General features: G+C 73.2%; 23 protein-coding genes. 11 read left to right on the forward strand and 12 right to left on the reverse strand.

Annotated features, from left to right (window positions below; translation table 11 throughout):
• The first annotated feature begins 8 nt into the window (after positions 1–8).
• From ACXN5W_RS19745 to ACXN5W_RS19760, 4 genes are all read left to right on the forward strand, one after another.
• Positions 9–1,523, forward strand: a complete 1,515-nt coding sequence (locus tag ACXN5W_RS19745) for an FAD-dependent oxidoreductase (RefSeq protein WP_473159808.1) — start codon at positions 9–11, stop codon at positions 1,521–1,523.
• A 32-nt stretch (positions 1,524–1,555) separates the two neighbouring features.
• On the forward strand, positions 1,556–4,213 hold the full coding sequence (locus tag ACXN5W_RS19750) for a helix-turn-helix transcriptional regulator (RefSeq protein WP_473159809.1): 2,658 nt from the start codon (positions 1,556–1,558) through the stop codon (positions 4,211–4,213).
• Positions 4,214–4,247: 34 nt separating this feature from the next.
• Positions 4,248–4,754, forward strand: a complete 507-nt coding sequence (locus ACXN5W_RS19755; protein WP_473159810.1) for a MarR family winged helix-turn-helix transcriptional regulator — start codon at positions 4,248–4,250, stop codon at positions 4,752–4,754.
• A 218-nt stretch (positions 4,755–4,972) separates the two neighbouring features.
• Positions 4,973–5,914, forward strand: a complete 942-nt coding sequence (locus ACXN5W_RS19760) for an NADP-dependent oxidoreductase (RefSeq protein WP_473159811.1) — start codon at positions 4,973–4,975, stop codon at positions 5,912–5,914.
• A gap of 56 nt (positions 5,915–5,970) precedes the next feature.
• Here ACXN5W_RS19760 and ACXN5W_RS19765 read toward each other — a convergent pair whose 3' ends face one another.
• The 11 genes from ACXN5W_RS19765 to ACXN5W_RS19815 all read right to left on the reverse strand — a co-directional run bounded on the left by ACXN5W_RS19765 (position 5,971) and on the right by ACXN5W_RS19815 (position 17,565).
• Positions 5,971–6,492 carry a hypothetical protein gene (locus tag ACXN5W_RS19765; protein ID WP_473159812.1) on the reverse strand — a complete coding sequence of 174 codons (522 nt, stop codon included), beginning with the start codon at positions 6,490–6,492 and terminating at the stop codon, positions 5,971–5,973.
• 19 nt (positions 6,493–6,511) lie between these two features.
• Complete coding sequence (locus tag ACXN5W_RS19770; RefSeq protein WP_473159813.1) at positions 6,512–7,588, reverse strand: hypothetical protein; 1,077 nt, start codon at positions 7,586–7,588, stop codon at positions 6,512–6,514.
• 23 nt (positions 7,589–7,611) lie between these two features.
• A complete protein-coding gene (locus tag ACXN5W_RS19775) occupies positions 7,612–8,859 on the reverse strand; it encodes an MCE family protein (RefSeq protein ID WP_473159814.1) in 1,248 nt (415 codons plus the stop codon).
• Complete coding sequence (locus tag ACXN5W_RS19780; protein ID WP_473159815.1) at positions 8,856–10,271, reverse strand: MCE family protein; 1,416 nt, start codon at positions 10,269–10,271, stop codon at positions 8,856–8,858. The genes ACXN5W_RS19775 and ACXN5W_RS19780 overlap by 4 nt, the downstream gene beginning before the upstream one ends.
• On the reverse strand, positions 10,268–11,533 hold the full coding sequence (locus ACXN5W_RS19785) for an MCE family protein (protein ID WP_473159816.1): 1,266 nt from the start codon (positions 11,531–11,533) through the stop codon (positions 10,268–10,270). The genes ACXN5W_RS19780 and ACXN5W_RS19785 overlap by 4 nt, the downstream gene beginning before the upstream one ends.
• Before the next feature lie 23 nt (positions 11,534–11,556).
• On the reverse strand, positions 11,557–12,540 hold the full coding sequence (locus tag ACXN5W_RS19790; RefSeq protein ID WP_473159817.1) for an MCE family protein: 984 nt from the start codon (positions 12,538–12,540) through the stop codon (positions 11,557–11,559).
• A gap of 65 nt (positions 12,541–12,605) precedes the next feature.
• Positions 12,606–13,637: an MCE family protein gene (locus ACXN5W_RS19795; protein ID WP_473159818.1), complete on the reverse strand. Its 1,032-nt coding sequence runs from the start codon at positions 13,635–13,637 to the stop codon at positions 12,606–12,608.
• A complete protein-coding gene (locus tag ACXN5W_RS19800; RefSeq protein WP_473159830.1) occupies positions 13,634–14,989 on the reverse strand; it encodes an MCE family protein in 1,356 nt (451 codons plus the stop codon). The genes ACXN5W_RS19795 and ACXN5W_RS19800 overlap by 4 nt, the downstream gene beginning before the upstream one ends.
• A gap of 2 nt (positions 14,990–14,991) precedes the next feature.
• Positions 14,992–15,795, reverse strand: coding sequence for an MlaE family ABC transporter permease (locus ACXN5W_RS19805; RefSeq protein ID WP_473159819.1), 804 nt, complete (start codon positions 15,793–15,795; stop codon positions 14,992–14,994).
• Position 15,796: 1 nt separating this feature from the next.
• A complete protein-coding gene (locus ACXN5W_RS19810; RefSeq protein ID WP_473159820.1) occupies positions 15,797–16,570 on the reverse strand; it encodes an MlaE family ABC transporter permease in 774 nt (257 codons plus the stop codon).
• Complete coding sequence (locus ACXN5W_RS19815; RefSeq protein ID WP_473159821.1) at positions 16,567–17,565, reverse strand: ABC transporter ATP-binding protein; 999 nt, start codon at positions 17,563–17,565, stop codon at positions 16,567–16,569. Before ACXN5W_RS19815 ends, ACXN5W_RS19810 begins: the two co-directional genes overlap by 4 nt.
• 171 nt (positions 17,566–17,736) lie before the next feature.
• On the opposite strand from ACXN5W_RS19815, the gene shbA reads away from it, so the two are divergent.
• Together shbA and ACXN5W_RS19825 are read left to right on the forward strand one after the other, a co-directional pair.
• The gene (gene shbA / locus ACXN5W_RS19820; RefSeq protein WP_473159822.1) at positions 17,737–18,315 is read left to right on the forward strand and encodes an RNA polymerase sigma factor ShbA; all 579 of its coding nucleotides are present in this window, start codon (positions 17,737–17,739) and stop codon (positions 18,313–18,315) included.
• On the forward strand, positions 18,312–19,313 hold the full coding sequence (locus ACXN5W_RS19825; RefSeq protein ID WP_473159823.1) for an anti-sigma-D factor RsdA: 1,002 nt from the start codon (positions 18,312–18,314) through the stop codon (positions 19,311–19,313). The genes shbA and ACXN5W_RS19825 overlap by 4 nt, the downstream gene beginning before the upstream one ends.
• A gap of 80 nt (positions 19,314–19,393) precedes the next feature.
• On the opposite strand, the gene katG is transcribed toward ACXN5W_RS19825, so the two are convergent.
• Positions 19,394–21,577, reverse strand: a complete 2,184-nt coding sequence (katG, locus tag ACXN5W_RS19830; RefSeq protein WP_473159824.1) for a catalase/peroxidase HPI — start codon at positions 21,575–21,577, stop codon at positions 19,394–19,396.
• Positions 21,578–21,999: 422 nt separating this feature from the next.
• Here katG and ACXN5W_RS19835 point away from each other — a divergent pair, with 422 nt between their 5' ends.
• The 5 genes from ACXN5W_RS19835 to ACXN5W_RS19855 all read left to right on the forward strand — a co-directional run.
• Positions 22,000–22,371, forward strand: a complete 372-nt coding sequence (locus tag ACXN5W_RS19835; RefSeq protein WP_473159825.1) for a YciI family protein — start codon at positions 22,000–22,002, stop codon at positions 22,369–22,371.
• 97 nt (positions 22,372–22,468) lie between these two features.
• Complete coding sequence (locus ACXN5W_RS19840) at positions 22,469–23,641, forward strand: TetR/AcrR family transcriptional regulator (protein ID WP_473159826.1); 1,173 nt, start codon at positions 22,469–22,471, stop codon at positions 23,639–23,641.
• Positions 23,638–24,249 (forward strand): transcriptional regulator, encoded by a 612-nt coding sequence (locus ACXN5W_RS19845; protein ID WP_473159827.1) that lies wholly within the window; start codon positions 23,638–23,640, stop codon positions 24,247–24,249. The genes ACXN5W_RS19840 and ACXN5W_RS19845 overlap by 4 nt, the downstream gene beginning before the upstream one ends.
• A gap of 11 nt (positions 24,250–24,260) precedes the next feature.
• Entirely contained in the window at positions 24,261–25,751 is a 1,491-nt protein-coding gene (locus ACXN5W_RS19850; protein WP_473159828.1) for a pyruvate, phosphate dikinase, read from the forward strand.
• Between the two features lie 10 nt (positions 25,752–25,761).
• Positions 25,762–26,348, forward strand: a 587-nt coding sequence (locus tag ACXN5W_RS19855; RefSeq protein ID WP_473159829.1) for an HAD family hydrolase, incomplete at its 3' end; no start/stop codon positions are given.

Here is a 26,348-nt window from a genome sequence, read left to right on the forward strand (position 1 = left end):
AGCAGACCATGACGGAACGGACGTCGGTGGTGGTCGTGGGGGCGGGGCCGACCGGCCTCGCCGCGGCGTGCCTGTTGCGCCAGCTCGGCGTCGAGGTCCGGGTGCTGGAGGCCACCCCCGTGGCCGCGCCCGGCTCCCGGGCCGTGGCGCTCTGGCCGCCCGCGATGGCGGTGCTGGCGGAAGCCGGGATCGGGGCGGAGGCCGAACGGCGCGGCTACCGGGCGCGGGCGATGAACTTCCAGATGCCCGGCGGTGCGATCCTGCGCGCGCCGCTGGGAACGGCCGACCAGCCGCTGATCCTGCCGCAGGTGGAGACGGAGTTGCTGCTCGCCGGCGCGCTCGCCGACCGGGGCGGCCGGATCGAGCGCGGCGTGCGGGTGGTCGACGTGCTGCCCGGCGACGACGGGGTCACGGTGCGGGCCGAGGGACCGGACGGGGTCGAGTTGATCGAGGCCGACTGGCTGATCGGGGCCGACGGGGTCCGCAGCGCGGTCCGGGAGCGGCTCGGCATCGCCTACTCCGGCGAGCGCATCCCGGCGACGTACCTGCTCGCCGAGGGCCGGGTCGAGGGCCGGTTCGCCCGCGACGAGGTGCACTACTTCCTGGGGCGTACCGGCACGCTCGTCGTGGCGCCGCTGCCGGACGGCCTGGTCCGGGTGGGTGGTGCCGTGCCGGCGGACACCGAGCCGACCCTGGCGGTCACCCAGCGGTTGATGGACGAACGCGGGCCGGGCGGGCTGCGCCTGGTCGACGTGGCCGCGATGTCGATGTTCAGCAGTTCGGAGCGGATCGCGGCGACCTTCCGGTCCGGACGATGCTTCCTGGTCGGCGACGCCGCGCACACCCACGCGGCGGTCGGCGGGCAGGGCCTCAACCTCGGCCTGGAGGACGCCCGGAACCTGGCCTGGAAACTCGCCGGAGTGATCAACGGGCGGCTGGCACCCTCGGTGCTGGACACGTACCACGTCGAACGGCGGCACGCCGCAGGGGAGACCGTGCGGGCCACCGGCCTGCTGGCCCGGCTGGCGATGGGCGGCCCGGCGCGGGCGGTGGTCCGCAACGCGGTCTGGCGGGTATGCCAGGCGACGGGTCTGCTGCGCCGGGTGTTCGCGCCGATGCTCGCCGGTTCGCGCAGCCGCTACCCGGAGGGTCTGCTGGCGCCCACCACCGACCGGCGGACGCCGGTCGGTGCGCGTACCCCCCGGTGGGTGCCGCCGCCCGGACCGGACACCGGCACCCGGCTGCGGCTGCTCACCTGGGGTTCGGCCGGCACCTGGAACGCCCCGGCCGCCGCCCTGGCCGCGCGCTGGCCGGACCTGGTCACCCACCAGCACACGGCCCAGGCCGGCAGCGGGTTCCTGCTGCTGCGCCCCGACGGGTACGTGGCCGGCGGCGGTCGACGCCCGGCCGGCCTGGCCACGGTCGGGGGGCTGCTCGCGAACCTCGCGAGGACCGGCTCCGATTCCCGCCAATCACGCGACGCTACGTCACGAAGTGCCGTCGGAGGCATCGACGGCCCTTGAGTCGCCGCCCGCCCGGCCAGCACGCTGAGCGGATGGTCGAACAGCGGAAAGTGATGTTCGAGCGCGCCACCGCGCTGGCCGACCTCGATCGGCTGCTCGCCGAGGCGACCGGGGGCGCCGGCCGGATGGCCCTGGTGACCGGTCCGATAGCGAGCGGGAAGACGGAGCTGGTCCACACGTTCGCCGCCAGGGCCGGCGCCCGGGGCGCCCGGGTGCTGGCCGCGACGGCCGCCCGAGCCGAACGCGCGGTGCGGTTCGGGGTGCTCGAACAGCTTCTCGGGGGCGCCGCGCCGACCGCCGAGCAGGCCACCCGGGTCACCGGCCCGCTCGGCGAAACGCGGCTGACCTGCCTCGACCCGCACGAGGTGGACCCGGAATCCGCCCGGGTGCTGCGCCAGCTCTGCCTGGCGCTGCTCGACCTGATCCCGCCCGACCCGGGGGTGCTGGTCATCGTCGTGGACGACATCCAGCACGCCGACCCGGCCTCGCTGCACTGCCTGCTGTTCCTGATCCGGCGGCTGCGTACGGCCCGGGTGCTGCTGGCCCTCACCGAGTCGGTCGAGCCGCAGGTGGCCTCCCCGCTCTTTCACGCCGAACTGCCGGGTCCGCCGTGGTGCCACCGGATCCACCTGCCGTTGCTGTCGCTTCCGGGGGTACGCGCGATGCTCGCCGCGCGGCTCGGCCCACACCGGGCCCAACGCCTCGGCGCCGGTTGCCACTCCGCCTCGGGGGGCAACCCGCTGCTGGTCCGGGGCCTGATCGACGACCAGGGCACGGGCCCGGACGTGGTGATCGGGACCGGCTTCGCGGACGCCCTCCGATCCTGCCTGTACCGCTGTGACCCGCTGATGCTCGCGGTGGCCCGCGCCTCGGCCGTGCTCGGTGACGCCGCCACCGATCCGTTGCTCGCGGAGCTGATCGACAAACCGGTCGAGGCGGTCGCCGGGGCCCGCGCCGCGCTGGTCGCGGGTGGCCTGCTGACGGACGGGCGGTTCCGCACGCCGGCCGCGGCCGAGGTCGTCCGCCGGGCCATGCCGCCGGGGGCGCTGACCGCGCTGCACGCCCACGCCGCCCGGCTGCTGCACCGCTGCGGGGCTCCCGCCGGTACGGTCGCCGAGCACCTGCTGCGGACCGCGACCGAGCCGGACGAGCGGGAATGGGCCATCGTCGAGCTGCGGACGGCGGCGGATCAGGCTCTCTCCCAGGGAGATACGGCGCTGGCCGCGAGCTGCCTGCGAGTCGCCGTACGCGACGATGACGATCCGGTCCGGCGGGTCGACACCCTGGCTCGGCTGGTCCGGACGCAGTGGCGGATCGACCCCGCCGAGGCGGCGGCCCGAGCCGCCGAGCTGCCCTCGTCACCACCCGCGCCGTCCGCCGAACTGCCGCTCTACTCGCTGCTCTGGTTCGGCCGGGCCGACGCGGTGGCCGAAGCGCTGCGCCAGCCGTCGGGTCACCGGGTGCGGCTGGCGGCGCCCTGGCTGACCTGTGGTTATCCGGACCATGGTGGCGGGACGGCCCGCTCGGGGCGGGTCGCGCCGGACGCGGGCCCCGAGCAGCCCTCGGCCCAGGCCGTGGCCATGTTGTGGGCCGCGCTGACCGGGACCGACCTCGACGCCGCCGAGCAGATCCTCCGGGAGTCCCGGGTGGACGGCGGAACCATCGCCCGTACGCTGGCCGCGATCGTCGGCTGTGTCTGCGCCGGGCGACTCACGCTGGCCGCGGCGCGCTGCGCGGCGCTCGCCACCGAGGCGGCCGAGCTGGGGGCGCCGGCCTGGTGGGGACTGTTGACCGCGCTGCGCGCCGAGATCGCGCTGCGGCACGGTGACCTGCGCGGCGCGGACGAGCACGCGGGCTCCGCGCTGGAGGCCATCCCGCTGCGTAGCTGGGGGGTGCTGGTCGGCCTGCCGCTGAGCGTGCAGATCCGGGCCGACGTCGCCCGGGGCCGGACCGACCGGTCCGCCGAGCGACTGCGCATTCCGGTGCCCGAGGCGATGTTCCGCACCCCGATCGGACCGCTCTACCAGCAGGCCCGGGGCCGGCATCAGCATGCCACCGGGCGGTACCACGCGGCGCTGGACGAGTTCCGGTCGGTCGGGCGGTGCGTCTCCCGGTGGGGGATGGACCGGCCGGTGCTGTTCCCGTGGCGAACCGACGCCGCGCGCAGCCTCGCCGAACTCGGCCATCACCGGGCGGCCCGGGACCTCGCCACCGAACAGCTCGGCCGCTCCGATCCGGCCGATCCGCGTTCCGACGTGGCGGCGCTGCGGATTCTCGCGGCCGACGGGCAACCGGCGGAACGGCCGAGCCTGCTGGAACGGGCGGTCGACCTCGCGGAGCGGGGCGCCGACCGGCTCGAACTGGCCGGCGCGCTCGCCGAGCTGGCCGTGGCGTACCGGGAGGTGGGGCGGCTCGGTCCGGCCCGGCCGTTGCTGCGCCGGGCCCGTGAGCTGGCCGCGCGGTGCGGCGCCCCGCTGCCGGGCGGCGCCGCTGGTCGGGCCGCGGCCGGTCGGCCGACGATGAGCGATGCCGAGGGACGGGTCGCCGCGCTCGCCGCCCTCGGGTACACCAACCGGCAGATCGCCGACCAGCTGTTCATCACGGTCAGCACCGTCGAGCAGCATCTCACCCGGGTATACCGGAAACTCAAGGTCAACCGGCGGGCCGACCTGCCGCTGTCGTATCAGTGAATAACTTCGAATTCGAAGCAGGTACGATCGCGGGATGAGCGAAGCGGCGCCAGGCCTGAGCGCGGAGCAACTTGGTGCGTACTTCGCCCTGGTGGAGGTCGGCAGCCTTCTTCAGTACGCGGTGGACGAGCACCTGCGCGTTGACGGCGACCTCAGCTATGTGCAGTTTCAGCTCCTCGCCCGGCTCGTCGACGCGCCCGCGGGCAGGCTGCGGATGACCGACCTGGCCGACGGTGTGGTGTACAGCCGCAGCGGGCTGACCTATCAGGCGGGCCTGCTGGAGAAACGCGGCCTGATCACCCGGTCGCCGTCGCCGGATGACGAGCGCAGTGTCATGGTGGCGGTCACCGACGTCGGCCGCGACCTGGTCGCCCAGGTGCTCCCGGGGCATGTCGACCGGGTCCGGCACCTGTTGTTCGAGCCCCTGACCGGTGACGACGTCGCCGCCCTCAGTGCCGTCCTGGGTCGGGTCCGCGACCACATGCGCGCCGCTCCGCCCCGCTCCGCCAAGTCTCGTGCCCGGCGCAACCAGGCCGGCTGAGGCACGGCGGGCGGCTGTTCCCGGCTCCGTCAACCACCCGGAGCCGCGTGCTCTGGCCGCCGGGAGCGACGAGGAGAGTCCTGCCGACCGGCGGTAAGCCCGGCTGAGACGACTGTCACCCACCGAACCACATGTGCTTCGAATTCGAAGCGTGCTAGCTTGTTGTTCGACAGTGCTTCGATTTCGAAGCACATGGCTCTGGAAAGAAGAGGCTCGTCATGAAGGCAGTGCGTTTCCACGAGTACGGCACCCCCGAGGTCCTGCGCTACGAAGACGTGGACCAGCCGGTCCCCGGCGTCGGCGAGGTCCGGATCCGGGTGGCGGCGACGTCCTTCAACCCGGTCGAGGGCAACATCCGCGCCGGTGTCATGCAGGACTCCATCCCGATCCGGCTGCCGCACACCCCCGGCATCGACATCGCGGGCACGGTCGACGCGCTCGGCGAGGACGTGACCGGCTTCGACATCGGTGACCGGGTGATCGGCGCCCTGCCGCTGACCAGCACCGGCGCAGCCGCCGAGTACGTCATCGCCCCGGCCCGGATCCTTGCGGCAGCCCCCACCAGTGTCCCGCTGGTGGACGTCGCCGGACTACCGGTGGTCGGGCTCACCGCGTGGCAGGCGCTGTTCGACCATGCGAAGCTGACCGCCGGCCAGCGGGTGCTGATCAACGGCGCGGGCGGCGTCGTCGGCGGCTACGCGGTGCAACTGGCCAAGAACGCCGGCGCGTACGTGATCGCCACGACCGGCCCGCGCAGCTCCGGGCAGGCCAGGGCGGCCGGCGCCGACGAGATCCACGGCCCCGGGATCCCGGAGCTGTCCGAGCCGGTCGACGTCGTGCTCAACTTCGCCCCGATCGCCCCGGAGCAGATGGCCGCCCTGGCCGACGTGATCCGGGACGGCGGCGTGCTGGTCAACACCACCGTGTGGATGCCCGCCGGGTCCGACGAGGCCCGTGGCGTACGGGGAGTCAACCTCTTCTTCCGCCCCGACGCCGAACAGCTCGCCCAGCTGGTGACCCTGCTTGACGCCGGCAAACTGCACCTCGGCGCGACCCGGCGGGTACCGCTGGCCGGACTGGCGCAGGTACACACCGAAGTCGCCACCGCCCCGATCAACGGCAAGATCGTCTTCGTCGCCCCCGGCACCGCCCTCGACTAGCGCAAGACACTCGGACCCCATCCCGCGCTCGCCGACGATCGCGTTGGTCGCCAGGGTCAGATCGCCGTGGCCCTGGCGACCTTCCACTCGCCACCGACGGGCACCATCGTCAACACCACCCGGTTCTGGTCGACCTTCTCGCCGGCCGTGCTGACGTTGCGCCGGTACTGGTTCAGGTACACCAGCAGTTCCACCCGGTCCCCGCTCGCGGTCACCACACCGGTCGAGGAGACCTCGGCCAGCACCACGGCCTGCTGCTTGGTCGCCGTGTCCTTCAGCGCCGACGTGGTCTGCGCGTACTCGTCGGCGAATTCGCCGGTGATGAAGGTCCGTCCATTGGCGACACTGCTGTCGAACGAACGGTAGTCGTACGAGAAGATGGCCTTGGCCGCCGCGGGCGCCACGGCCACCGCCTGGCGGACGGCCCGGTCCCGCCCGTCGGCCCGGTGGATGCCGTACCACGCGGCGCCGGCGACCACGGCGGCCAGCACCGTCACGACGGCCAGCGCCGGAACCATCCGGACCCGTCCGACTCGGCGCGGTCGCGGGGTACGCGGGAGAAGCCCGAGATAGTGCATCGATCCTCCAGGGTTCGACTCAGCCGACGAACTGAAGCCGGTTCACCAGCCAGGCGCCGGAATCACGGTCGCGGGACAGATCCACCTGCACGCGGTAGTGCGACAGCCGACCGTCGGTCGCCGTCACGTTCTTCACCGTGGCGTCGACCGCCACCAGCACCACCGCCGTGTTGCGATCCCCGGACACCAGTGCGGCGCGCAGCACCGTGCCGCGCGAGTCGACCTTGTTCTCGACCACGGCGGCCCGGACCTTCGACTGGCCCCGGGTGAACTCGTCCCGGAAGTCACCGGTCGCCCCGGCGACGATCCGTTGCAGGTCCCGGTCGACGCTGGCGGCGCTCACCGAGACGAAGTTGACGGTTTCCTGCCTCGCCGCGGCGGCCGCGGCCCGGTGCGCCCCCTCCAACGCCCGGGCCGCGTACCACCGGTGGCCGTACCAGCCGGCGGCGGCGAGCGCCGCGACCAGCGCGGCCACGAGCAGGCCGACCAGCAGCCGGCGGTTCCCCGGGGATCCACCGGAGCCCGCCGCCGTCGGCCCGTCTCCGGACGCCCCGGCATCTTCGGACGTCCCGGCGTCTTCGGACGCGCCGGCATCTTCGGACATCCCGGCGTCTTCGGACGCCCCGACTGCTCCAGACGTCCCGACAGCTCCGGACGCCCCCGCGTCCCCAGCCCGTCCGGGGTCCTCTCCGACCGGTCCAGCGTCGTCGGCCGGTCCGGCATCGTCCCCGGACGCCCCGGAGCCGGCCGGTCCGGCATCGTCCCCGGACATCCCCGAGTCGGCCGGTCCGGCGTTCTCCCCGGCGGTCGGGTCGGTTCCAGCGTCGTCGGCCGGCCCGTCCCCCGGGACCGCGACCGGGCCCGTTCCGGTGGTGGCGCGGGCGTTCCCACCAGCGCCCCCGGCCGGCTCCTCGGCGAGCCGGGCCAGCACTGCCGCCACGGCGTCGGCCGGGGTGACGCCCCCGGCCGGCCACCGTTGTCCCGCGGCCTGGCGGTGCTGAGCCGGCCCGCGGGACAACGCCCGCAGCCGCACCTCCCGGGCCGGTGGCGACAACCCCTTGACCAGCTTCAGTGGGCGTTCCTCCGGGGCCGGCATGCGCTCCTCCTTCGACCTGCCCGTCACGGGGTCACCCCGGCGAGCAGCAGTTGTTTCCACGACTGGTCCCCGGCGAGCTGGTACTGGCCGCCGGTCCCGCCGAACTGCATCGGCCGGCCGTCCGAGCCGAGGACCAGGCTGGTCGCCGGGTCGTACGTCGGGGCCGTGCCGGTGTCGGCCGCACCGCCGTCCGCCGGTGGGCCGGGGTCGGTGCCGCCCGGCCGGGGCGCGTTGCCGGCGCCGCGTACCCCGGAGCCCCGGGCCCGGTCGCCGGCATCGCAGCCGGTGCTCCCACCGTGGTAGACGCAGGACGGCGGATCGCCCAGGTTGACGACCAGACCCAGGTGGGCGGTGCCGTCGCCGGGGGTGACCGTGAAACCACCGGCAACGGCGATCGGGTACTCCACCAGCGCCTGTTCGAGGCCGGGCAGGCGCCGGGCGACGATGCCGTTCACGGTGATCAGGTTGCCGAGCAGGACACCGATCGACGGCTCCAGGTCGCGCAGCAACGCCACCACCTGGGCGCCGGCGGGCGGACCGGCGGCGAGCAGCCGGCGCAGGTCGGGATCGGCCGCCCGGACCGTGTCGGACAGCCGGGCCAGCGCCGCCGCCCAGCGGCGCAGGGCGTCGGCCGACTCCGCCTGGGTGGTCAGCACGGTCCGCCCGTCCCGCAGCAGGGCCAGCGTCTCGGGCAGGTTCGCGTCCGCGTCGGTGAGCAGCGCGTCACCCGCGTCGAGGAGCCGCCCCAACGCGCGTTCGTTGCCCTCGAAGGCGGTGCCGAGTTCGTCGATGAGCACGGTCAGGTCCTCGGGGTTCACCGAGCGGACCAGGGCGTCCAGGTTGGTCAGCAGCGCCTCCGGCGCCAGCGGCACCCCGGTGTGGTCGCGCGGGATGACCGCCCCGTCGGTCAGGTACGGGCCACCGTCCCGGTCCGGCCGCAGGTCCAGGTACTGCTCACCGACGGCGGAACGTTGGGACACGACGGCCCGCAGGTCGGTGGGTACCCGTACCTTTCCGGGCAGCCGGAGGTCGGCGCGGGCCCCGTCACCGTGCAGGGTCACCGAGGTCACCCGGCCGACCGGCACCCCCCGGTAGCTGACCGGGGCGTTCGGGAAGATCCCGCCGGCCCGCGCCAGGTCCACGTGGACCACGTAGCCGCCGCCGAAGAACCGCTCGCCGAGCCCGACGTAGCGGAACCCGACGTAGCTGACGCCGAGCAGGCTGACCACCAGGAACGCGATCACCTGAAGCCGCGCTCTGCGACCGATCATGGTTGCAGCCCCCCGGTGAGCAGGTCCAGCAGCCCGCCGGCCGCCCCGGTCACGGCGCCGGTCACCGGCAGCAGGCACTGCGGCGACAGGACGGTGCCGGGCGGCAGCTTCGTACCCGCCGGGAAGGCGGTCCCGGGCGGCACGATCCCACCGGGCGGGAGCAGCCCGCCGATGGGTACGACCGAACCGGGTTTGAGCAGGACGCACCCGGCCGGCAGCCCGCAGCCCGGCGGCGGCTTCCAGATGTCCGGGAACGATCGCAGGTCGGGCAGGCAGTTGAGGCCGGGGAGGCTGGGCAGCGGCGCCGGCAGGCCGCCGGTGCCGGGCTTGGGGCTGGTCCCGGTGGCCGGATGCCGGTCCGGCGCACCGGGTCGGCCGCCGGACCCGGTGGCGGATCCGGTGCCGCCGGGTGCCGTGGCCAGCAGGTTGCTCAGGATGGCGGCGGCGTCCAGGTCCGCGGTGGCGGAGAGGTTGACGAAGTCGCCGACCACCGCACCGTCGGCGTTCGGCGGGAACGGGTACGTCAGCATGAAGTCCAGCGACTTCGGCAGGTCGTCACCGGCCCGGACCAACTGGTCCAGGATCGGCCGCAGGGCTCGGACGCTGGCCAGCGTGTCGTCGCGGCTGCGGTCGACCACCCGGGTGCCGACCCGGCCCAGCTCACCGAGCGCCTTCAGCGCGGCGGTCAACTGGGCGCGCTGCTGCGCCAGCACGGTCAGGCCCGGGGCGAGCGCGTCGGTGGCGTCCCCGAGCACCTGCCGCTGCGCCGCCAGCCGCCCGGTCAGCCGGTCCATCGCGTCCAGCGCCCGGACCAGCTCCGCCTTCTGCCGGTCCAGGCCGCCGATGAAGTCGTCGAGCTGGTGCAGGGCGTCGCGGACCGCCGGTTCCCGGCCGTCGAGGGCCTTGCCGAGTTCCTGGTTGATGGTCCGGAGCTGGGCCAGCCCGCCGCCGTTGAGCAGCAGCCCCAGGGCGGCGAGCACCTCCTCCACCTCGGCCCCCCGGGTGGTGCGGGACAGCGGGATGACGGCGCCGTCGGACAGCTCACCCCGGGGCGACTCGGTCAGCGGGGCGGCCAGGGCGACGTACTTCTCACCCAGCAGGCTGCTCTGCCGGACCGAGGCCGTGGCGTTGGCGGGCAGCCGCACGGTGCGGTCGACCCGCAGCCGGACCCGGGCGGTCCAGCCGGCCAGCGAGATCTTCTCGACGCTGCCCACCGTGACGTCGTCGACCTTCACGGCGGCCCGTGGCACCAGGTCCAGCACGTCGCCGAACTCGGCCGTCACCGAGTAGCCGTCGCCGGTGGGCGCACCCCCCGGCAGCGGAAGCTCGGCCAGGTCCGGCAGACCGCATCCGGCGGGCAACAGCGCCACGACGATGGCAGCGGCCAACGCGCGGGTGATCCGCCGGCTCATGGCGTACCCCGCAGGATCCCGCCGAGGGTGCGGTCGATGGTGTCGGCGGCACCGTCCGGTGCCGTCGTCCCGGTGCTGCCCGCCCCGGACGGTGCCGGCGCGGTCGGTGCCGCCGGTCCGGACGGTGCGGTCGGGCCGGGCGTCGACGGGCCGGGCGGCAGCTTGAGCAGCTTGCGCAGTTGGTCGGTCAGCGGCAGCGAACGGGCCTTCAGGGTCTGCGCGAGTTGGAGACACCTGGCCGGCACCTGCGCGGCCGGCAGCTGGTCGACCATCAGCGAGCAGACGAAGCTCGCCGGGCCGTACGGGCCCAACGGGTTGTCCCGGGTGTCCAGGGTGCCCGACCGGGGGTTGTAGCCGAGATTGAGGTTGGACAGCGCGAGCGGGGCCACGTCCAGGATGTCGATCACCGCCTGCTGCTGGCGGACGAGCACCCTGGTGATGTCCGCCAGGGCCGCCACGTTGGAGCGCAACTGGGCGCGGTTCTGCCGGATGAACGAGGTGACGTCCGCGAGCGCGGTGGCGAGGTTGCGCAGCGCCGCGGCCAGTTCGTCGCGCTCGCCGGCCAACTGCTCGGCCACGCCGGCCAACTGCTGGTTGAACTCGCGCACCTGCTGGTCGCTGCGGGCCAGTGCGGTCGTGAACCGTTGCAGGTTGGCCACCGAGCCGAACAGGTCCTGCCGGCCGTCGGACAGCGTGGTCAGCGCCGTCGACAACCCGGCCAGGGCGTCGTGCAGGCTCTCGCCGTTGCCGTCCAGGTTCGCCCGGCCGGTGGCGACCAGCCGGGACAGCGCGCCGTCGGCGTTCGCGCCGTCCGGCCCGAGCATCCGGTTGAACTCGTCGAGCGACCGGTAGATGTCGTCGATCTCCATCGGGGCGACGGTGCGGTCGGTCGACAGCTCCGCCCGGTCCGGCAGGGCGGCGCCACCGGACCAGGCGGGGGTGAGCTGGATGTACCGGTCGCTCACCACGCTGGGCGGGATGATCACCGCCTGCGCGTCGGCGGGGACGCGCAGCGAGGCGTCGTAGCGCATCGCCACCCGCACGGTGCGGCCCTGCGGCGTCACCGAGGCCACCGTCCCGACCCGCACGCCGAGGATCCGCACGTCGGAGCCCGGGAACACCCCCACCGCCCGGTCGAAGTACGCGACGAGCCGCCGCTGCGGTGTCCCGTGCCGCCAGACCAGCACGCCGCCGACCGCGGCGAGCGCCAGGACGGTGAGCGCGGCGGTCCGGCGCTGCCACCGCCGTCGAGGCCCGGACATCGACGACCTCCCATCGGGGGACATCAGCGACCTCCCGTCGTCGGCACGAACGGCTGCACCAGCCCGTTCACGTAGGAGTCGAACCAGCGGCCGTTGCCGACGACGTTGGCGAAGGCGGTGACGAACGGTGCCATCCGCTGAACGGTCTTCTCCAGGTTGTCCCGGTTGCGTTGCAGGATGGCGACCACGTCGCGGAGCTGGCGCAGCGCCGGTTGGAGCTGGTCACGGTTGTCAGCGACCAACCCGGACAGTTGCTCGGCGAGCTCGTTGGTGCCGACCAGCAGGTCGTGGATGGCGTCCCGGCGCCGGGAAACCTCGGCCAGCAGCGCGTTCCCGTCGGCCACCAGCCGGCGGAACTCCTCGTCCCGGTCGGCCAGCACGGCGGTGACGCTCCGGGCCCGGGTGAGCAGTTGGCGCAGCTCCGCGTCGCGTCCGGCGATGCTGCGGGACAGCCGGGACAACCCGGTCAGCGAGGAGTGGACGTCGGCCGGGGTGTCGGCGAAGGTCTGGGTGAGCGTGGCGAAGGCGGTGGCGAGCTGCTGGGTGTCGACCTGGTCGAGGGTGCCGGCCAGGCCGCTGACCGCCTGCACCACGTCGAACGGCGAGGCGGTGCGCTCCAGCGGGATCCGCCCACCCTCGGGCAGCCGGCCCGGCCCGGCCGGGGCCAACGCCAGGTACTTCTGCCCGAGCACCGTCTTGATCCGGATCGTGGCGCCGGTTTCGGTGCCCAGCCGTACGCCGTCGTCGTCGAGCCGGAACCGCACCCGGACGTACGCCTGGTGGTCGTGGGCGAGTTCCACGGCGGTCACCTTGCCGACCCGGACCCCGGCGACCCGGACCTCGTTGCCCGGGGCCAGGCCGCTGGCGTCCCGGAAGGCGGCCTGGTACGTCCGGCCGGTGAGCGAGGCGAACCAGTCGAGCCGGAAGGCACCCAGCAGTACGGCGGCGAGCACGGTCAACCCGACGGCGCCGACGACGACCGGATTGCGGTCCCGGAACGGTCTCATCGGGCACCTCCGGTGCGGGGGGCTCATCGCCCGCCTCCCGCGAAGGGCCTCACCGGTGTGGGCTTTCACCGGGCACCTCCGGAGCAGCGGGCGGTCGGGGCGCTGAAGTCGGCGATGGTCAGCGGGGCGTGGCCGTCGACCGCCACCCGGCCGTCGAAGTCGCACAGGTAGAAGTTGAACCAGGAGCCGGTGGAGGCGACCCGGGTCAGCGACTCGTACCGGTCCGGCAGCCGGCCCAGCGTGCCGTCGATGACCGCCGCGTTCTGGTTCAGCGTGCCGGCCAGTTCACCCAGCTCCTTGACGTCGGCGGCGAGCGGCGGCCGGGCGTCCTTCAGCAGTGACGCGGTGGCCCCGGTCAGGTCGCCGAGATTGGTCAGGGCGTTGCCCAGGGCGGTCCGGTCGGCGGCCAGCCCCGAGACGAACTGCTGGAGTTGGCTGATCGTCTGGTCGAGGTTCTGGTCCCGGGTGGCCAGCGTCCCGAGCACGCTGTTCAGGTTGCTGATCACCCGGCCGATCACGGCGTCCCGGTCGGCGAGGGTGGTGGTCAGCGAGGCGGTCCGGCGCAGCAGGCTCGCGACGGTACCGCCCTCGCCCTGCAACACCTGGATGATCTCGTACGCGAGCTTGTTGACGTCGTCCGGGCTGAGCGCGGTGAACAGCGGGCGGAAGCCGTTGAACAGCACGGTCAGGTCCAGCGCGGGCGTGGTCCGGGCCAGCGGGATGAGCCCGTGCGCGGGCAGCGGCGTGCGGTCACCGGGTCCCTCGCTGAGTGCCACGTACCGCTGGCCCACCAGGTTGCGGTAGCGGATCGCGGCACGCACACCGGTCGCCAGGGGCACGTCCGAGGTCACCGTGAAGCTGACCTCGGCGACGGTGTTGTCCACCACCCGGATGTTCCGGACCCGACCGACCCGGACCCCGGCGACCCGGACGTCGTCCCCGGGCAGCAGCCCGGTGACGTCGGTGAACCGGGCGCGGTAGCTGACCCCGCCGGTCGGAAAGGCGCCGAGGGTCTGGGCGAGCAGCGCGGTCAGCAGCAGCGTCACCGCCGCGAAGACCACCAGCTTGACCAGTGCGGGGGCCGTCCTGCCGGTCATCGCGCGTTCACCACCCCGCCGCGCAGCAGCGGCCCCCACAGCAGGACCGCGATGTCGGGCACCTCGGCCGGCGGTGTCCCGGTGACGGCGCCGATCAGGGGCTTGACCAGCCTGCTCTCCTCGGCGGTGCCGGCGGTGCCCATGTCCGCGGCCGACGTGCCGGTGCCGGTCGCCGCCGTGCCGCTGCCGGTGGTCGCCGCCGTGCCGACCGGCAGCCGCGTCACCGGGCGGTCGGCGCCGTAGTCGTAGCCGTTGGCGGTCCGCAGTTCCGGCGCCGGGACCGCGGGCCGGGGCAGGCCGTGGCACCGGGGGCCGTCGTGCGCGCCGTACGCCGGCTCGTCGAGACCGCGCTGGTACCTGCCGCCATCCCGGGTGACCTCCAGGGTGATGTGCATCCGGCCGCCCGAGAAGACCTGTTCGACCCGGGGTTGCAGGGCCACCAGCCCGGCCGCCAGGCACGGATACTCCGGGGCGTACGTGGCGAGCAGTTCCAGCACCGGCCGGCTCACCGAGCCGAGCCGGATGAGCTGGTCGCCGTGCCGGTCGAGGAAGTCCCGGGTCACGTCGGCCGTGTCGGTGGTCTCGGCGAGGAACGTCGCGAGCTGGGTCCGCTGGTCGGTGACCGTGCGGGCGGTGACCGTGACGTTCCGCAGCAGCGACAGCAGGTCCGGCAGCGCGCTGTGGTAGCCGTCCAGCACCGTCGCCAGCTTCCGGACGTCGGCGGCGATCGTCGGCATCTCCCGGTTCAACTCGCGCAGGTAGTCGTCGAGCCGTTCGAGGTTGTCGCCGAGCTGGTCGCCACGTCCCTCCAGCGCGGTGGCGACGGCGCCCAGGGTGGCCGCGAGCCGGTCCGGCCGGATCGACCGGAGCAGCGGCAGGGCGTCGTCGAGGACCCGTTCCAGCTCGATCGCCGTGCGGCTGCGGTCCTGGCCGATGACGGCGCCGTCCCGGATCGGCCCGGCGGTGCCGCCAACCGCTCCGCTCGCGGTGCCGCCAACCGCCCCGCTCGCGGTGCCGTCCGCCGGCCGGACGAGTTCGACGTAGCGCTCGCCGAAGAGGGTCTTCGGGAGCAGCCGGGCGGTGACGTCGGCCGGGATCCGGTCGGTCAGCGCGGGGTCGAGGGCCAGCCGCAGCGTCGCGCCGGAGCCGTCGGCGCGTACCGAGTGCACCTCGCCGACGGCGACCCCGGCGACCTTCACCTCGGCGCCTACGCCCAGTTGCAGGCCGGCACGGTCGGCGTGCAGGGTCACCCAGGTGACCGGGGTGAACGCCTTGCGGTACTGGAGCACGGCGCCGGTCAGCGCCGAGGTCAGCAGGACGATGAAGACGATGCCCAGAATCCGGTTCCGCATGGTCACCCCGCGATCCGTACGGTGGTGGTGGCGCCCCAGATGGCCAGCGACAGGAAGAAGTCGACGACGTTCACCGCCACGATCGCCAGCCGGACGGCCCGGCCGACCGCCACGCCGACGGCGGCCGGCCCACCCCGCACGGTGTAGCCGTAGTAGCAGTGCACCAGCACGACGATCACGCTGAACACCAGCACCTTGCCGAACGACCACAGCACGTCACCGGGCGGCAGGAACAGGTGGAAGTAGTAGTCGTACGTACCGGCCGACTGTCCGAAGTAGAAGACCGCCATGCCCCTGGTGGCCAGGTAGCTGGCGAGCAGTCCCACCACGTACAGCGGGATGACCGCGAGGAAGCCGGCGATCATGCGGGTGGTGACCAGGAACGGCAGTGACGGGATGCCCATCACCTCCAGCGCGTCGACCTCCTCGGCGATGCGCATGGCGCCGAGCTGGGCGGTGAAGCCGCAGCCGACGGTGGCCGACAGCGCGAGCGCCGCCACCAGCGGGGAGATCTCCCGGGTGTTGAAGTACGCCGAGATGAAGCCGGTGAACGCGCTGCTGCCGATCTGGTTGAGCGCCTGGTAGCCCTGCAACCCGACCTCGGTGCCGGTGAAGAAGGTCAGGAAGGTGATCACCCCGACCGTGCCGCCGGTCACGGCCAGGGCGCCGGAGCCGAAGCTGACCTCGGCCAGCAGCCGCACCACCTCGCGCTTGTACCGGCGCAGGGTGCGCGGGGACCAGGCGAAGGCCCGCAGGTAGAAGGCGAGCTGCCCGCCCAGGTCGTCGAGGAACCGCAGCGCCGCCACGTCAGGTCCCCTTCTGCGGTACGACCTGGAAGTACACGGCCGTGACCACGAAGTTCAGCGCGAACAGCAGCATGAAGGTGATGACGACGCTCTGGTTGACCGCGTCGCCCACCCCCTTCGGCCCGCCGCGCGCGGTCATCCCCTTGTACGAGGCCACCAGCGCCGCCGCCGCACCGAACAGCAGCGCCTTGACCTCGCCCACCACCAGATCCGGCAGCTGTCCCAGCGCCTGGAAGCTGGCCAGGTACGCCCCCGGCGTGCCGCCCTGGAGGACCACGTTGAACAGGTAGCCGCCGGTGACGCCGACGACGCTGACCAGCCCGTTGAGCAGGACGGCGACCAGCATCGAGGCCACCACCCGGGGCGCGACGAGGCGCTGGATCGGGTCGATGCCGAGCACCTCCATGGCGTCCAGCTCCTCGCGGATCTTCCGGGAACCGAGGTCGGCGCAGATCGCCGAGCCGCCGGCACCGGCGATGATCAGCGCGGTGACGATCGGCCCGGCCTCCCGGACGACCGCGAGCACCGACGCCGCGCCGGTGAACGACTGCGCGCCGAGCTGGCGGACCAGGGAACCGAGCTGGAGGGCGATGACCGCGCCGAACGGGATCGACACGAGCGCGGCCGGCAGGATCGACACGGAGCTGATGAACCACGCCTGCTGGACGAACTCGCGGACCTGGAAGGGGCGGCGGGCCAGGCCGCGCAGCGCGTCCAGGCAGAACGCGAAGAACCGGCCGGACTCCCGTACGGCGGCGGCGCCGGGGACGCTCATTCGACCACCCCCCGCCGGTACCAGGCCGTCCGCATCGGTTCGAGGCGCAGTTCCCGGTTCGGCTCCCCGAACGACCCGGGTGGCGGGCTGACCCCGTTCTGCTCGCACCACTGGCCCGGTGGCCGTTCGGCGCGCCGGGTCAGGCCGTTGGACGGCCGGAGCTGCGGCGGGATCGGCGGCAGGGGCGGCAGCTCGACGCCGGCCTCGGCCTCGGCCTGAAGTTCCTCGGCGTCCTTCTCCTCGGCCATCCCGATCGGACCGATCCGCTGCGCGTTCAGGAACTGCCGCACCACCGCCTCGGTGCTGGACAGCAGCATCTCCCGGGGGCCGAACATGGCCAGCCGGCCGTGGTAGATCAGGCCGATGTTGTCCGGCACCGTGCGGGCGGTGTTGATGTCGTGCGTGACGATCAGGAACGTCGCGTCGGTCTGCTGGTTGAGGTCGATGATGAGCTGGTTGAGATAGGCGGTACGCACCGGGTCCAGCCCCGAGTCGGGCTCGTCGAACAGGATGATCTGCGGGTCCAGGACCAGCGCCCGGGCCAGGCCGGCCCGCTTGCGCATGCCGCCGGAGATCTCACCGGGCAGCTTCCGCTCGGCGCCGCCCAGCCCCACCATGTCCAGCTTCTCGGCGACGATGGCGCGGATCTGGGACTCGGACTTACGGGTGTGCTCGCGCAGCGGGAACGCCACGTTGTCGTAGATGTTCATGGACCCGAACAGGGCGCCGTCCTGGAACAGCACCCCGAACAGCTTGCGTATCTCGTAGAGGGCGCGTTCGGACAGCCGGGGCAGATCCTGGCCCTGGATCCAGATGGCCCCCCGGTCGGGTCGGAGCAGCCCCACCAGGGTCTTGAGGAACACCGACTTTCCGGTGCCGGACGGTCCGAGCAGGACGGATATCTCGCCCGCCGGCAACGTCAGGGTGATGTCCGACCACACGGGCTGGCCCCCGAAGGACTTGGTCAGCCCCTGCACGGCCACCTCGACACCCACCCGCTGCTCCCGTCGCCGATGTTGTTGTCCTCACATCGCTGGGGTACGTGGGAATGAAACAGGCTACTTTCGGCGATGCGTCGGTTGACGCTGGGTGAGCTAGGCAAATCGGCGCCGCGCCGATAGCGTGCGGGGTCGACCGGCCGGCAACGAAGGTGTACTTCCCCTGTCATGACCGCAGTGATCGAGCCAGACGTGGTGCGGCGGGCCGCCGAGGGTGACCCGGTGGCGACCGAGTCCGTGCTCACCGACCTGCGCCCGGGGCTGGTCCGCTACTGCCGGGGACGGCTCGGCCGGATCGGCGGCGCGTACACGACCGCCGACGACGTGGCCCAGGAGGTCTGCCTCGCGGTGCTGCGCGCCCTTCCCACGTACCAGGAGCGGGGGTTGCCGTTCGCCGCGTTCGTCTACCGGATCGCGGCCAACAAGGTGGCCGACGCGCAGCGCGCCGCGGTACGCGGCGCCACCGTGACCCCCACCGACATCCCGCTGGACCGGGCGGACGCCGCACCCGGTCCCGAGCAGCAGGCCGTCGCGGCCGACCTGGCCCGGCGGCTCGCCGAGCTACTCGGGCACCTCACCGACGTGCAGCGGGAGATCATCCTGCTCCGGGTCGCGGTCGGGCTCTCCGCCGACGAGGTGGCGACCATCGTCGGGATGTCCGCGCCGGCGGTCCGGGTGGCCCAGTCCCGCGCCCTGGCCCGGCTCCGTACGCTGGCCGGCGACGTACTAGGCGAGGTGGCGGCATGAACGAGCGCCTGCCCGACGGCGGTGATCCGGCGGTGGACCTCGGGACGATCGCCGACGACGACCTGCTCCTCGACGCGCTCGCCAGCGGCACCGAGCCACCGGCCGGTGACGGGCTCGCCGCGATGTTGAGCGCCTGGCGCGCGGATCTGGACCCGGTCGACCTGTCCGCCCCGACCGTCGCCACGACGGCGGCGACCCCGACCGGCGTGGCGACCCCGACCGGCGTGGCGACCCCGACCGGCTTGGCTACCCCGACCGGCTTGGCTACCCCGACCGGCTTGGCTACCGCGAGTGGCTTGGCCGGCGCGCCCGTCGCCGCGACGGTGGCGATCGGATCCGGTACGTCCGGCGGCGCTCCCGAGCCCGGCCCGGCCGCCCGGCGCCGGCGGGCCGGCGCGGACCGGGCCCGACGGTCGTGGTGGACCCGGCGCTGGACCCCGGCGGTGGCGGCGGCCGTCATCCTGGTGGCCGGGTTCGGCCTGGCGATCGGCAGTCAGCACGCGGGGCCGACGAACCCGCTGTGGTCGCTGACCAAGGTGCTCTACCCGGAGCAGGCCGAGATCCGCGACATCGAGCAGGCGATCGACAGTGCCCGCGCGGCCCTGGCGGCCGGACGGTTCGACGAGGCCAGGACGCTGATCGACGACGCGAGCGCCCGGCTGCCCCGGGTCACCGACACCGACGCCGCCACCCGGTTGGCCGCCGAACTCGACGAACTGCGCGGGCAACTGCCGGTGGCACCGCTGCCCCCGGCGCCGTCGCTGGCGCCGTCCGGCCGCCCGTCTCCGGGGGCGTCGCCCGGCGGTGCCCCACCAGCCTCGGCCGGCCCGTCGGCGCCGGCCACGCCGACGCCCGGACCCGCTGGACCCGGCGGCGCCGGTGCCCCGTCCCGGGGCCCCCTGCTGCCGCTGCCCAGCCTGCCGTCGCTGCCACTCCCGTCGCTGCCACTCCCGTCGCTGCTGCCGACCCAGCTGCCCGGCCTGCCGCTCCGCTCGTAAGGAAGGGCACCTTGTTATCGCTTTTTGTATAGCAGGGGCCCCTTGTTAACCCCTTTCATCCGGCCGGGGATCAGGCCAGGTCAGGTCAGGTCGAAGCGGTCGAGGTTCATGACCCTGTTCCAGGCGGCCACGAAGTGCCGGACGAACATTTCCGTCGCGTCGTCGGTCGCGTAGACCTCGGCGATGGCCCGGAGCTGGGAGTTCGACCCGAACACCAGGTCGACGGCGGTGGCGGTCCACCGCACCTCCCCGGTCGCCCGATCACGTCCCTCGAACACGTTCTCCATGGCGGCGGACGCCGCCCACGTGGTGTCCATGCCGAGCAGGTTGACGAAGAAGTCGTTGGTCAGGGTGCCGGGACGGTCGGTGAGGACGCCGTGCCGGGACTGGCCGACGTTGGCGTCCAGGGCCCGCATGCCGGCGACCAGCACGGCCATCTCGGGAGCGGTCAGATTCAGCAGGTACGCCCGGTCCACCAGCCGTACCTCCGGTGGCAGCTTGTCGCCGGCGCGCAGGTAGTTGCGGAACCCGTCCGCGACGGGTTCGAGTGGCGCGAACGCCGCCACGTCGGTCTGGTCCTGCGCGGCGTCGGTACGACCCGGCGCGAACGGCACGGTCAGCTCGAATCCGGCGTTCCGCGCCGCCTGCTCGACGGCGGCGCAACCGCCGAGGACGATGAGGTCGGCGAGTGACACCCGCACGTTGTCGGACCGGGCGTCGTTGAAGTCCCGCCGGACCAGCTCAAGCCGCTCCAGCGCGGTGGCCAGTTCGGCCGGCTCGTTCGCCGCCCAGTTCCGCTGCGGGTCGAGGCGGATCCGCGCGCCGTTGGCCCCGCCCCGCTTGTCGGTACCCCGGAAGCTCGCCGCCGCCGCCCAGGCGGTGGCGACCAGCCGTGCGCCGGACAGCCCCGAGTCGAGGATCCTGGCCTTCAGGACGGCGATGTCCGCCGCGCCGATCAGCTCGTGCTCGACCGCCGGCACCGGGTCCTGCCACAACTGCGGCTCCGGCACCCAGGGGCCGAGGTAGCGCGAGACCGGACCCATGTCCCGGTGCAGCAGCTTGTACCAGGCCCGGGCGAACGCCGCCGCGAACGCCGCCGGGTCGTCCAGGAAGCGCCGCGAGATCGGTCCGTAGCCCGGGTCGAACCGGAGCGCGAGATCGGTGGTCAGCATCCGCGGCGGCCGGGTGTCCGACGCGTCCCGGGGACCGGGGATGGTGCCGGCCCCGGCACCGTCCTTCGGGTGCCACTGCCACGCCCCGGCGGGACTCCGGGTCAGTTCCCACTCGTAGCCGAACAGGTTCTCGAAGAACATGTTCGACCACCAGGTGGGGGTGGCCGTCCAGGTGACCTCGAGACCGCTGGTGATGGTGTCGGCGCCGCTGCCCGTACCGTAGCTGTTCCGCCAGCCGAGGCCCTGCTCCGTCAGCGACGCGGCCTCCGGTTCCGGCCCGACGTGGCTGGCGGAGGCGGCGCCGTGGGTCTTGCCGAACGTGTGGCCGCCGGCGATGAGCGCCACCGTCTCCTCGTCGTTCATCGCCATCCGGCTGAAGGTCTCGCGGATGTCCCGCGCCGCCATCAAGGGGTCCGGTTCGCCGTTCGGCCCCTCCGGGTTCACGTAGATGAGACCCATCTGTACGGCCCCGAGCGGGCCGGCCAGTTCCCGGTCTCCGCTGTACCGCTCGTCGCCGAGCCAGGTGTCCTCCGGTCCCCAGAAGATCTCCTCCGGCTCCCAGATGTCCTCGCGGCCGAACCCGAAGCCGAAGGTCTTGAATCCCATCGACTCCATGGCGCAGTTGCCGGCGAAGACCAGCAGGTCGGCCCAGGAGATGCTGCGACCGTACTTCCGCTTGACCGGCCAGAGCAGCCGGCGGGCCTTGTCCAGGTTCGCGTTGTCCGGCCAACTGTTGAGCGGGGCGAAACGCTGGGCGCCGGAGCCGCCGCCACCCCGGCCGTCGGTGATCCGGTACGTGCCCGCCGAGTGCCAGCTCAGCCGGATGAACAGTGGCCCGTAGTGACCGTGGTCGGCCGGCCACCAGTCCTGGGAGGCGGTCATGACCTCGAAGATGTCCCGCTTCAGGGCGTCCAGGTCGAGGCCCTTGAATTCCACCGGGTAGTCGAAGTCCTCGCCCAGCGGATTGGACCGGACGCAGTGCTGGCGCAGAACCCGCAGATCCAGTTGGTTCGGCCACCAGTCCCTGTTGGTCCTGGGCCGGGCGGTTTCCGGCGTGGGGGAGGGTATCGCTGGGTTCTCGCTCTCGGACACCTGGTCCTTCTCCTGTCTGGCGAACCCTTCGCGTGCTCGCCGTGCTCGCGCCGCCTACCGGGCCGCCATCCGTCGACCGGGATCCCCGTACCGGCCGGCATCGCGCGACCACGTTCGCACGGCCGGGTGTACGGGTGCGGGCATCCGGTCACGACGCGACCGTGCTTGCCAAGGTTCTGCACCGCACTTACCGATCTCGGCGGCCCACCCCGCCACCAGAGCGGCCCGAGAGCAGCGGCCCACCGCACACGGCCGAGAGCGGCGGGCCACCGCACACGGCCGAGAGCAGCGGGCCACCGCCGCGGGCCGTGGACCCGGCGTGACGGTTCCGGGCCTGGCGGCGTGTCGGATCGGGGGTGGGTCGTTCGTAGCACTGTCGAGAGGCGGCTGGTCGAGGCTGCCGGGGCGAGGGAGTCGTTGGAATGGCGCGGTATCTGATCTCGTTCAATGACGGCGCGATGGACCACATCCCGGGCGAGGACCTGCCCGAGGTGGGTAGGGCCGCGCACGCGGTGGTTAAGGCGGCGGTGGACGCCGGGGTGTTCGTGTTCGGCATTGGTGTCGAACGTCAGCAGGCGAGTGTCGTGGCCACTGACGGAACGGTGACCGACGGCCCTTTCCCGGAGACCAGGGAGGTCATCGGCGGGTTCGTGGTCCTCGACGTGGCCTCCCGCGAGGAGGCGCTGCGGTGGGCTGCCAAGGTCGCCGCCGCCTGCCGCTGTGCGCAGGAGGTCCGGGAGCTCGGGCCCGATCCCGAGACAGCGGAGCTGCTTCGTCGCGCTGGCAGGGGATGACGATCTTCCCGGGTATGGCCGGCATCGGATTCCAGATGTTCACAACATCCGGATGATGAGTGTATGTTGTTGCGATGCTTCCGGTTGAGAAGGCCCGATGGTTCGGCTGACCCGTGCGCAACAGCAGGAACGCACCCGCGCGTCGGTGCTCGCGGCGGCGGTCGAGGAGTTCACCCGGCACGGCTACGCCGATGCGAAGATCGACCGCATCGCCGCCCGCGCCGAACTCACCCGGGGCGCCGTTTACTCGAACTTCCCGGGCAAGCGAGCGCTCTTCCTGGCTGTCCTGCTCGACTCGCTGCCCGGGCCGGCGGCGCCCGACGCCGCAGCGACCGAGCCCGCCGACCCGGCTGGCGGCGCCGTCGCGACCGAGCCCGTCGACCCGGCGCCCGACGCCGCCGCGACCGAGCCGGTCGACGTGGCTGGCGGCGCGGAGGCGTTCGCGAGGGTCTGGCTCGAACGGCTGCCGCTGTCCGTCGACGCGCCGTCCGCCGGCAGACTGAGATCCCGGTCCCTGACCGGAGTGTTCGACGACGAGCCCGGGCGTACCGCCCTGGCTGAGGTCACGAGGCTGGAGGGTCTGCTGCTGGCCCTCGCGCTGGAGTCCTGCCGGGTCAGGGGCGCCCGTCGACGGGTACGCCTGGCCGAGCTGATCCTGACGCTGCTGAACGGCGCCAGCCACCTCGCCCAGACGGCGCCCGGCTTCGGTGATCCGTTCGACGTGGCCCGCGCCTGCCGGCAGCTGGCCAGCCTCGACGCGGACGACACCTGGGATCCACCGCACCTGCCCCATGTCGCCGCCGCCCAACCGTGCCGCGAAGCCTGGACGCCGCCCGTCGGCCTGATCGACGAGATCACCGGCCGGCCGGCGGAGCTGGACCGTGACGGTCTGGTCGTGGCCCTCGGCACCGGCCGGCTCAGCGCGGCCGAGGAAGCGGTTCGGGCCGCCCGCCCCGGCGAGGTCGTGACCGTGGCGGTGGTGACGACGGACCCGGCCGAGAGCGGAGCACTCGTCCGGCTGCGGATCGTCGATCTCGTCGCCTGCCTGCGACGGGCGTTCGGGCCGGCGTTCGTCCCGGCCCTGCGCCTCGTCCTCGACGACCGGGCCACACTCGCGGCCGTCCTCGGCGTCCAGGCCGCCGAGGACACCGAAGCCGCGGTACGCCTGGGCGCCGGGCACATCGTGGCCCGGGCCCACGGCCGGGGGGCTGGCTACGCGGCGGCGACCGTCCCTGCCCCGGCCCGGCGGTCCGGGACGGAGAGCCGATGACGGACCCCACCGGAACGCTCGTGCTGCACGCGCTCCGCTGCATCGGCTTCGCGGAACTGTCCCGGGTGGCCGACACGGCCGGACTTCCCGAGGCGGACACGGAATCCCACCTGATCGATCTTGCCGTGTCCGGGCTGGTGACCCGGACCAGCGGAGAGTTCGGCGCGTGGGGGCTCACCGAGGCCGGCCGCGTCGAAGACGCCCGGTTGACCGCCGAGGAACTCGCCGCCGCCGACGCCCGGTACGCGGTGTCCGGGGCGTACCAGGCGTTCATGGTGCTGAACCCGGAGCTGCTGGATCTCTGTTCCGCGTGGCATCTGCGTACCGTGAACGGGATCGTGGCGCCGAACGACCACTCCGACAGCGCGTACGACGCCCGGGTCCTGGACCGATTCGTCGACCTCGACCGGCGTGCCGACCTTGTCTGCGCGGACCTGTCGGCGGCGTTACCCCGGTTCCGGCGTTATCGGGTCCGACTCACCGCGGCGCTCGATCGTGCCCGGTCCGGGGCGCTCGAGCATCTGACGGACAGCATGACCTCGTACCACACGGTGTGGTTCCAACTGCACGAAGACCTGCTCACCACCCTCGGCATCCCCCGCCAGTGAGGTCGACCGCGATGACCCACATCCATCCCATCGCGGTCGGTGTCGACGGATCCCCGGAGCTGATCGGCGCGAAGGCGTACGGCCTGCTCGTACTGTGTCGTCTGGGCCTGCCGGTACCTCCGGGATTCGTCATCGACACCCGCGCCCTTCTCCCGGGCGGGCGGTTCCCGGCGGGGTTCGACGCCGAACTGGCCGCCGCCGTCCGGAGTCTCGAAGCGGTCACCGGACGACGGTTCGGCGGCCGCGAACGGCCGCTGACGGTGTCGGTCCGGTCCGGAGCCGCCGTGTCGATGCCGGGCATGATGAACACCGTCCTCAATCTCGGGCTCACCACCGCCGCGACGGCCGGACTCGCCGCCGAGACCGCCGACCCCGACTTCGCGCGGGAGGCTCGCCGGCGGTTCCTCACCAGTCTCGCGGCCTCGGGAGCGCCCACGGACGGCGCCGACGACGCCATGGGTCAACTGCACGCGGCGGTACGGGCCGTCCACTCGTCGTGGAACACGCCGCGCGCCACCACCTACCGCGACCTGCACGGCATCCCGCACGACCTCGGTACCGCCGTGATCGTGCAGGCCATGGTGTACGGCAACCGCGACCAGCGCAGCGGCACCGGGGTCGCCTTCAGCCGCGACCCGAACACCGGGAGGAAGCAGCCGTACGGGGACGTCCTGTTCGGTCGGCAGGGTGAAGACCTCGTCTCCGGGCAGTCCACCACCACGCCGCTGGCCGAGCTGGCGGACCGGGAACCCACGGTCTGGGGCGACCTCCGGACGGCCCTGCACCGCCTCGAACGGCACTACGGCGACGCCTGCCACGTCGAGTTCACCTTCGAAGCCGGCCAGCTGTGGCTGCTCCAGGTGCGGTCCGGCGGTCTCACCGGTCGCGCCGCGATCCGGGTGGCCGTCGACCTGGTCGACGAACACCTCATCGACCGGCGAACGGCGCTCCGCCGCGTGTCACCGCACGATCTGCGCCTCGCGCACACGCCTCGGCTACGCACCGGCGACGGATTCGAGCTGCTCACCCGGGGCCGCAGCGCCAGCCCCGGCGTCGCCACCGGCCGCATCGCGGTCACCGCCGACCGGGCCGCCCGGATGGCGACCGACGGCCCGGTGATCCTCGTACGCCCCACCACCTCGCCGCTGGACATGCCCGGCCTGGCCGCCGCCAACGGGATAATCACCAGCCGAGGCGGACCCACCAGCCACGCGGCCATCGTTGCCCGGGCCATGGGCAAACCCGCGGTGGTGGACGCGACCGCGCTCACCGTCGACACCGCGACGCGGTCCGTACGGGCCGGTGGGCGCGTCCTCGACGAGGGAACGGTCATCACCCTCGACGGATCCAGCGGAGAGATCGTGATCGGCGATCCAGGCACCGAGACCGTCACCACCGACGAACACCTCGACCGCCTGCTCGACTGGGCCGACGCGGTCAGCGGAAACCACTCCCAGCGCTCCGCCGAGCAACGCCTCGGCGACGCCCACGCCCGGCTCTGAGCCGCGCGGCGTGGCGCATCGGCCCGGTTCCCGACGGTGCCGCGAGTCTCTGCGCGCGGTCCTGTTCGACTCCGCCGGCACGCTGGTCCAGCCCGCGCCCCGACCCGGACAATCCAACGACGAGCTGAAGCGCATCCTCCTGCGGCACTGGCCGGCGGCACCCATCGAAGACCTGCCGCACGCCTTCCGGTTCGGCGCCGCCATGCTGGCTCGGGCCCCGGCCCCCGGAGGCTGGGAAGGCCCCGGAGGCTGGGAAGGCTACTGCCGTACCGTGCTGGCCGAACTCGGCATGGGCCGGCCGCCACGAGCACTGCTGGACGAGATGACCGGCGCTGACCCTGATCGGATGCGGCCGTATCCCGACGTGCCGGCCACGCTCGGACGGCTGCACGAGCGTGGCCTGCCGATGGCGGTGGTGACCGACAGCCTGGACACCGCGGAGTCGCTGCGCCACCGGTACGACCAGATCGGCCTGGGTGACTACTTCGGATACCTCGCCGTCGCCGGCGAACTGGGCTGCACCAAGCCCGACCCGAGGATCTTCCAGGCGGCAAGCGACGCACTGGCCGTACCACCACAGCAGACCTGCTACGTGGA

It is taken from the genome of Plantactinospora sp. A48 (genome assembly GCF_055793945.1).